This window comes from Collinsella sp. CLA-AA-H167, from assembly GCF_040095305.1.
Lineage (GTDB): Bacteria > Actinomycetota > Coriobacteriia > Coriobacteriales > Coriobacteriaceae > Collinsella.
Genome location: NZ_JBBNGA010000021.1, coordinates 1 through 8,093 on the forward strand (window position 1 = coordinate 1; position 8,093 = coordinate 8,093).

The window sequence follows — 8,093 nt, forward strand, 5'->3', positions numbered from 1 at the left end:
TCGCGTGCGGCTGACGCCGCCCGCTTTCGCTTCGGGCCTACGGCCCTCGCGTGCTGCGCTGGAAAACGCTTCGCGTTTCCTCAGCTCCGCACCCTTTCGGGTTCGAATCCCATGCGCTGGGCCCAAACAAAAACGGTCCCCTTGCGAGGACCGTTTCCAATTCAATGGTGGGCGATGAGGGATTCGAACCCCCAGCCTTGTGCGTGTAAAGCACCTGCGCTAACCGTTGCGCCAATCGCCCGTGCGGAGAGAGTATAGCAAAACAATCGCCCCATTCACCTCATATCCATTAAAGGTAACCGGCGCGTGTCACAGCGGAGCTGATTCAGTTGAGATTGCCTGAACATTCCGCCCCTCTTTACGCCCTCGGGTATACTCAAAAGCTACTGATTCGATTTGATGCCCAGCAACAGCAGAGGGGATAGTATATGTGCGGTTTTGTCGGTTTTGTCGGTGGGACGGATAACCAATCCGAGGTGCTCACCAAGATGATGGACCGCATCGTCCATCGCGGTCCCGACATGGGCGGTCAGTTTATCGACGGCCGCGTTGCCCTGGGCTTCCGCCGCCTGTCGATCCTCGACCTGACCGAGGCCGGCGCTCAGCCCATGGCCAATGAGGACGGCAGCGTCGTCATTGTCTTCAACGGCGAGATCTACAACTTCCAAGAACTCCGTTCCGAGCTCGAGGCCAAGGGCTACAAGTTCCACTGCGGCGCCGACACCGAGAGCCTCCTGCACGGCTACGAGGAGTGGGGCGAGGCCGTACTCGATCGTCTGCGCGGTATGTACGCCTTCGTCATCTGGGACAAAAAGAAGAACAAGCTTTTTGGCGCCCGCGACATCTTTGGCATCAAGCCGCTCTACTACTATCCCATGGCCGATGCGGGCGACGGCGCTCCGGGCGTGCTCTTTGGTTCCGAGATCAAGAGCTTCCTGGACTACCCGCACTTCCACAAGGCGGTCAACAAAAAGGCTCTGCGTCCGTACATGACGCTGCAGTATTCGGCGACTGAGGAGACCTTCTTCGAGGGTGTCTACAAGCTGCCGCCGGCGCACTACTTTACCGTCGATATCCCGACCGGCAAGATGAACATCGAGCGCTACTGGGATTGCGATTACTCTGCCGTCGAGAAGCCGTTCGAAGAGTATGTCGATGAGCTGGACGAGGTCGTGCACGAGAGTGTCGAGGCCCATCGCATCGCCGACGTCAAGGTCGCGTCGTTCCTCTCCGGTGGCGTCGACTCCAGCTACATCGCCGCTTGCCTCATGCCCGACAAGACCTTCTCGGTGGGCTTTGACTACAAGAACTTCAACGAGACCAACTACGCCAAGGAACTTTCCGATAAGCTCGGCGTCGAGAACGTTCGCAAGATGATTACCGCCGACGAGTTCTTCGGTGCGCTCGAGGACATCCAGTATCACATGGACGAGCCGCAGTCCAACCTGTCTTCCGTGCCGCTGTGGTTCTTGGCCGAGATGGCCCGCAAGGACGTTACCGTCGTGCTTTCGGGCGAAGGCGCCGACGAGCTCTTTGGCGGCTACGCCTACTACGAGGACACGGTTCCGGTGCGCAAGTACAAAAAGATGGTGCCGCTGCCCATCCGTCGCGCGCTCGGTAACCTGGCGCTGCATATGCCGTACTTCAAGGGACATAACTTCCTGGTCAAGGGTGCCGAGATCCCCGAGAAGTCGTTCCTGGGACAGGCTCTGGTATGGCCGGAGCGCGAGGTCGACGGCGTGCTCAAGCCCGAGTACAACACCGGCGATGGCGCCTTTGAGCTCGCTGCACCCATCTACGCACGCGTGAAGGGTCAGCCCGAACTGGTCAAGAAGCAGTACCTGGACATGAACATGTGGCTCCCGGGCGACATTCTGCTCAAGGCCGACAAGATGTGCATGGCGCACTCGCTGGAGCTGCGCGTGCCCTTCCTGGACCGCAAAGTCATGGAGTTCGCCGAGCACATTCCCGATCGCTACCGCATCAACGAGAACGGCAACAAGCAGGTACTCCGCCACGCTGCCAACAAGTCGCTGCCCGATGAGTGGGCCACCCGTCCCAAGGTGGGCTTCCCGGTGCCGATTGTCTACTGGCTGCGCGAGCAAAAGTGGTACGACTATGTCAAGGAGTACTTCACCGCGCCGTGGGCAAGCGAGTTCTTCAATACCGACGAGCTCATGCACCTGCTCGATCTGCACTTTGCGGGCAAGGGCGATTTCCAGCGCAAGATCTATACGCCGCTCGTGTTCCTAGTGTGGTACAAGCGCTTCTTTATCGACGAGGACCAGCCCGCTGTTCAGGCTGCCTAGCCTCGGCTTACGAACGCCTGCGCGTAACGGCTCCTCCGGGAGCCGTTTTTGCGTGGGTGCGTTTCAGTTACTATAAAACCGTCCCTGCCAAATGGCTGAGAAAGGTGAAAGATGCACCATTCGGATTCCGCGACCGTGACCACGGTCGATACGCTTGCCAAGCTTCTCGATGTGTGCGGCGAGCTGCGCGCATCAGAGCAGGTTGACGAGCGCGCCGTGACCGGCTGCTCGTTTGATTCGCGCGCGGTCTCGGCAGGTGACGTATTCTTTTGCAAAGGTGCTGCCTTTAAGCCCGCGTTTTTGAGCATGGCGCTCGATGCGGGCGCCGTCGCATTTGTGTGCGAGGAGTCGCTGGTCGAGTCTCTGGAGCCGCTGGCGCAGGAGAGCGGTGCTGCGATGCTGGTTGTTGATAGTGTTCGCACGGCCATGGCCCTGTTGCCGCCGGAGGTCTACGACCGTCCCGACCACGACGTCAAGATCGTGGGCATCACCGGCACCAAGGGAAAGACCACGGCCGCTTTTATGCTCCAGTCCATCATCAAGGCGGCGGGCGAGTCCTGCGGCATGATCGGCTCGGTGAGTACCGACGATGGTATCGAGTGCTACGAGAGCACCAACACCACGCCCGAGGCCCCCGAGGTTTGGCGCCATATCGCCAACTGCCGCACGTCCGGTCGCCAGTCCATGGTCATGGAGGTCTCGAGCCAGGCGCTCAAGTACCAACGCGTCGAGAATCTGCCGTTTGACGTGGCGTGCTTCCTCAACATCGGCCGCGACCACATCTCGCCGATCGAACACCCCACGTTTGAGGATTATTTTGAGAGCAAGCTTAGGATCTTTGACCAGGCAAAGACCGCCGTGGTGAATCTGGGCACCGATGAGGTTGACCGTGTGCTAGAGGCAGCGTCGACGGCCGAGCGCTTGGTGACCGTTGGCGTCGAGCATCCCGAGGCAAGCCTGTGGGCGAGCGATGTCCGCATGCTCGGCTTTAACATCGAGTTCAACTTGCACGGCATGAGCGCCGACGAGCCCGAGGCGGGGGAGAAGGTCCTGCTGGGTATCGCGGGCGACTTTAACGTGGAAAACGCGCTGGTCGCTATCGCCGCTGCGCGCGAGATCGGCATCGGTATCGAGGCTATCAAGAAGGGCCTCTCCAAACTGCGTGTGCCGGGCCGCATGGAGGTCGTGGAGTCGAAGGACGGCCGCGTGATCTGCGTCGTTGACTATGCGCACAACCAGCTTTCGTTCCGTTCGCTTTTCTCGTCGGTCAAGCGCGCGTTTCCCGCTAGCCCCGTCATTGCGCTGTTTGGCGCCGCCGGCGGCAAGGCGCAGGAGCGCCGCGAGCAATTGCCACGCGAGGCCGCACCATATTCCGACCTGATGATTTTTGCCAACGAGGACCCGGCTCACGAGGACCCGATGAAGGTCTGTCGCGAGCTTGCCGAACACGTTCCCGACGATACGCCGAACAAGATCATCCTCGATCGCGAAGCCGCTGTGCACGCGGCGTTCAAGGCGGCGCGCGAGGAGTACGTCAACCCCGATGCTCCCACCATTGTCTTGCTGCTGGCAAAGGGTGACGAGGAGCTCATGCACGTGGGTGACGAGTTCGTGCCCATCGAGAGCGACCTTTCGTTGGCCAATCGCCTGATCGATGTTACCCAGTTTGACTAATGAACCATGATGGCGAAGGCGCCCTGAGTGCGCTGTCGCCATAAACGTGTTCCCTCAATCAAAACATGCCGTCTAAGCCCAAACCCTTCTACGTAAACGGAGTAACCATGTCCCACAACACCCTGCCGACCGTCGCCGAGCTTTCGGGCGAGATGCGCGAGCGCTTGGCCAAGGTCAAGTACGTCTTTACCGACCTGGATGCCACGATGCTCGCACCCGGCTCGTGCGTGCTGCGCGACAACGACGGCAACCCCTCGACCAAACTCGTCGAGGCCGTCGTGGCACTTGCCCGCGCTGGTATTCAGGTGGTTCCCACCTCGGGCCGCAACCGTACCATGATCCACGAGGATGCGCGCGTGCTCGGCCTCAACTCCTACATTGGTGAGATGGGTGGCCTGGTCATGTACGATCTCAAGGCCAACGATTGGGAGTATCTGACCGGCGATATGCCCTACGACCCATCTTGCGGTCTCACGCCGCACCAGGTGATCGAGCAGACTGGCGTGTGCGAGAAGATCCTCGCCCGCTGGCCGCACAAGATCGAGTATCACAACGACATGTCGACCGGCTACAAGTACCGCGAGGTTACCGTCGGCATGCGCGGCGACATCCCCGATGACGAGGCGCAGGCCATTCTCGACGAGGCCGGCTGTGGCCTGGTGTGGGCCTGTAACGGTCACCTGACGCATCTGTCCAAGCCGACGACGCTCGAGCTCGATCGCGTCGAGGACGGTCGCGCATTCAACATCAACCCCGCGGGCCTCAACAAAGGCGTCGCCATTGCGCGCTTCTGCGAGCACCTGGGGATCGAGCGCGAGGAGACGCTCGCGCTCGGCGATTCCGAGTCCGACTTCTACATGGCCGATCACGTGGGCACGTTCTGCCTGGTCGAGAATGGCCTGACGAGCGCCGGCGCGCCCGAGTTCCTGGCTGCTTGCGAGAACGCTTTCGTTACGCGCGGCATAATTGTCGATGGTTGGGCGGCGACGGCAGAGCTGCTGGTCGCGGCGCGTTCGTAGCGCGGCGTCGCCGCACTTGGACATGTCTTTTCGAGAGAGACTGGTGAGGTAATGTCCGATATCGAGAATCCGACAGGCGACACGCGCCCGATTGGCGTGTTCGATTCTGGTTTGGGCGGTCTGACGGTTGCGCGCGCCATCGCGACGGTGCTGCCGCGCGAGTCCGTCTACTACTTCGGCGACACCAAACGCTGCCCCTACGGCACGCGCACCGAGGATGAGGTGCGCTCGTTTGCGTTGCAGGCGGGCCGTTGGCTGTCGAAGCACGACGTCAAGATTATGGTCATCGCCTGCAACACGGCGACAGCTGCGGCCTTGCGTCTGGCCCAGCAGGTGCTCGACGTTCCCGTGATCGGCGTGATCGCGCCGGGTGCCCGTGCGGCAATCAACAGCACCCGCACGCGTCGCGTGGGCGTGCTCGCCACCAACCTCACCATTCGCTCGGGCGCTTACACGCGCGCCATTCAGGACCTAGATGCCGGCGTCGACGTATACGGCTGCCCCGCCTCGAGCTTTGTCGAGGTTGTCGAACACGAGCTCGCCTCGGGTGCGCATCTGCAAGAGCAGTGGCTTGAGAACGAGGACATCTTCGATACGCCTGCCGTGCGTGCGCTGGTGGGTGCCACGGTTGAGCCACTGCGCGACCACGGTATCGATACCGTGGTGCTCGGCTGTACGCATTTTCCGCTGTTGGTGGGACCTATCCGCCATGCGCTGGGGCCTGGGGTACGCGTCGTGAGTTCCGCCGAGGAGACCACGCGCGAGCTGACCGATATCCTCACGCGCCGCGAGCAGCTGGCGGGCGTCGCCGCCGAGCCGCAGCATCGTTTTGCCACGACGGCCGATAACATTGCCGAGTTTGCGGTGGCGGGCAGCTTTATCTTTGGTCAGCCGCTCAAGAGCATTGAGCATATCGATATCGATGAGCTGAAATAGATGTAAGGCCGCCGTCAGAGCCTTCGCCACACCTTTTGCCGAAAGGATTTTTCTATGGAGTACATGCAGGTCAACCGCGCCAACGGTCGCGCCGCCAACGAGTTGCGCCCCGTTAAGCTCACCCGTGGCGTCATGAAGCACGCCCACGGCTCGTGTTTTGCCGAGTTCGGTGACACGCGCGTGTTGTGCGCCGCCACAATCGAGGAGGGCGTGCCGGGCTGGCGAAAGGGAGCTAAGGTCGGCTGGGTGACCGCGGAATACGCCATGCTGCCGGCGTCGACCGGCAAGCGCTGCAAGCGCGAGCACGCCAACCGCAAGGGTCGCTCCATGGAGATCGAGCGCCTCATTGGCCGCAGCCTGCGTACCGTCGTCAACATGAAGGCGCTCGGCGAGTACACCGTCACCGTCGACTGCGATGTGATTCAGGCCGATGGCGGCACGCGTACAGCGAGCATCACCGGCGCCTGGGTGGCGCTGCACGACGCCCTCGCCATGTGGGTCGAGGCGGGCAAGATCGAGCGCATCCCGCTTACCGGCCAGGTGGCTGCAATCTCCATGGGCGTTGTCGACGGCAATACGCTGCTTGACCTCGATTATTCCGAGGACAGCCATGCCGAAGTCGACATGAACCTCGTCGCCACCGACACCGGTGAGATGATCGAGCTCCAGGGCACTGGCGAGCAGGCGCCCTTTGACCGTAAGCGCCTCAACGCCCTGCTCGACCTGGGCGACAAAGGCATCGCCGAGCTCATCGAGCTTCAGCGCCAAGCCATCGCCTAACCTGCCAAAAAGGGACAGGTTTATTTTGGCAGGTTTTATCTGGGAAAACGTCGAAGTATAAGACTGCCGTTGATTGAGAGGGGAGAGGCGGAGGCCCTCGTCGCCCTCGGCGCGGCATTGCTATAGAGACAAGGAGACCACTCATGGCACTTGAGAAGATCGACATCGACACCCTCGACCCGGCGGCGACCATTGTCGTGGCAACGGGCAACGCCCATAAGCTCACCGAGATCGAGGCCATTTTAGGCAAGGTCATGCCCGAGGTTCGCTTTGTGGCGCTCGGCCAGCTGGGCGATTTTGAGGACCCCGAGGAAAACGGCACGACGTTTTTGGAGAACGCCATCATCAAGGCGCAGGCTGCCGTCGAAGAGACGGGGCTCATGGCCATCGCCGACGATTCTGGCTTGGTCGTCGACGCGCTTGACGGCGAGCCGGGCGTGTATAGCGCGCGCTATGCGGGCGTGCACGGAGACGATGCCGCCAACAACGCCAAGCTTCTCGTTAACCTGGAAGGCGTGGCGGACGAGGACCGCACCGCGCGCTTTATGAGCGTCGTTGCGCTTATCGACACGGATGGTCTGGTCACCTATGGCGAGGGCGCCTGCGAGGGCGTTATCGCACACGAGGGCCGCGGCGATCACGGCTTTGGCTATGACCCGCTGTTCCTGCCGGTCGACACGCCGGGCAAGACCATGGCCGAGCTGACGGCGGACGAGAAGAACGCCATCAGCCATCGTTTCCACGCGCTCGAGCATCTGTCCGCCAAACTGACGGGCGAGGAGTAGGCCGTGCGTGCGGTGGTGCAGCGCGTACTCAACGCCGGCGTGACGGTCGACGGCGAGTGCGTGGGCAAAATTGGGCGCGGCTATCTGGTGCTGCTGGGCGTGGGCCACGGCGACACGCGCGCCGAGGCCGATAAGCTGTGGGGCAAGCTCCGCGGCTTGCGCATTAACGAGGACGAGAACGGCAAGACCAACCTGGCACTTGCCGATGTCGACGGCGAGGTTCTCGTAGTGTCGCAGTTCACGCTGTTCGCCGATTGCCGTCACGGCCGCCGCCCATCGTTTACGGATGCCGGCGCCCCCGATGTCGCCAACGAGCTCTACGAGTACTTCCTGACGCTCGTTCGTCAAGATGTCGAACACGTGGCGCATGGCATCTTTGGCGCCGATATGAAAGTCGACCTCGTCAACGACGGCCCATTCACCATCGTCCTCGATACCGACAATCTGTAAGTAGCCAAATTAGCGGTTGATTTTCAATCTCAACGCAACAGTCTGAACGGACCCCGCGTTTCCGCAGCTAGCGCAACGCGGAAATAGCCCCCGGCACCTGGCTATCGCCTCGTTTCCGCAGGTGGAGAGGCTATGGAGGC

The 8,093-nt window shown here is 61.5% G+C and carries 7 protein-coding genes and 1 tRNA gene; 7 read left to right on the forward strand and 1 reads right to left on the reverse strand.

Features of this window, described 5'->3' with window-relative positions:
* Positions 1–165: 165 nt before the first annotated feature.
* Positions 166–241, reverse strand: a tRNA-Val gene (locus AAAT03_RS09745).
* 187 nt (positions 242–428) lie between these two features.
* Between AAAT03_RS09745 and asnB the strand changes: the two genes are divergently transcribed.
* From asnB to dtd, 7 genes are all read left to right on the forward strand, one after another.
* A complete protein-coding gene (gene asnB, locus AAAT03_RS09750) occupies positions 429–2,309 on the forward strand; it encodes an asparagine synthase (glutamine-hydrolyzing) (protein ID WP_117745773.1) in 1,881 nt (626 codons plus the stop codon).
* Positions 2,310–2,420: 111 nt separating this feature from the next.
* A complete protein-coding gene (locus AAAT03_RS09755) occupies positions 2,421–3,983 on the forward strand; it encodes a UDP-N-acetylmuramoyl-L-alanyl-D-glutamate--2,6-diaminopimelate ligase (protein ID WP_195544850.1) in 1,563 nt (520 codons plus the stop codon).
* 107 nt (positions 3,984–4,090) lie between these two features.
* Positions 4,091–5,002, forward strand: a complete 912-nt coding sequence (locus tag AAAT03_RS09760) for an HAD-IIB family hydrolase (RefSeq protein WP_349103222.1) — start codon at positions 4,091–4,093, stop codon at positions 5,000–5,002.
* Positions 5,003–5,053: 51 nt separating this feature from the next.
* Positions 5,054–5,938, forward strand: coding sequence for a glutamate racemase (murI, locus tag AAAT03_RS09765; protein WP_117774377.1), 885 nt, complete (start codon positions 5,054–5,056; stop codon positions 5,936–5,938).
* Positions 5,939–5,992: 54 nt separating this feature from the next.
* Positions 5,993–6,718, forward strand: coding sequence for a ribonuclease PH (rph, locus tag AAAT03_RS09770; protein WP_117774376.1), 726 nt, complete (start codon positions 5,993–5,995; stop codon positions 6,716–6,718).
* Positions 6,719–6,861: 143 nt separating this feature from the next.
* A complete protein-coding gene (gene rdgB / locus AAAT03_RS09775; RefSeq protein ID WP_022094898.1) occupies positions 6,862–7,503 on the forward strand; it encodes an RdgB/HAM1 family non-canonical purine NTP pyrophosphatase in 642 nt (213 codons plus the stop codon).
* Positions 7,504–7,506: 3 nt separating this feature from the next.
* Positions 7,507–7,953: a D-aminoacyl-tRNA deacylase gene (gene dtd, locus AAAT03_RS09780; protein WP_089572532.1), complete on the forward strand. Its 447-nt coding sequence runs from the start codon at positions 7,507–7,509 to the stop codon at positions 7,951–7,953.
* Positions 7,954–8,093 lie beyond the last annotated feature (140 nt).

Excerpts from the sequence above, each read along its gene's own strand:
- asnB (WP_117745773.1), top strand. The coding sequence starts at position 429 with ATGTGCGGTTTTGTCGGTTTTGTCGGTGGGACGGATAACCAATCCGAG.
- AAAT03_RS09755 (WP_195544850.1), top strand. The coding sequence starts at position 2,421 with ATGCACCATTCGGATTCCGCGACCGTGACCACGGTCGATACGCTTGCC.
- rdgB (WP_022094898.1), top strand. The coding sequence starts at position 6,862 with ATGGCACTTGAGAAGATCGACATCGACACCCTCGACCCGGCGGCGACC.
- rph (WP_117774376.1), top strand. The coding sequence starts at position 5,993 with ATGGAGTACATGCAGGTCAACCGCGCCAACGGTCGCGCCGCCAACGAG.
- murI (WP_117774377.1), top strand. The coding sequence starts at position 5,054 with ATGTCCGATATCGAGAATCCGACAGGCGACACGCGCCCGATTGGCGTG.
- AAAT03_RS09760 (WP_349103222.1), top strand. The coding sequence starts at position 4,091 with ATGTCCCACAACACCCTGCCGACCGTCGCCGAGCTTTCGGGCGAGATG.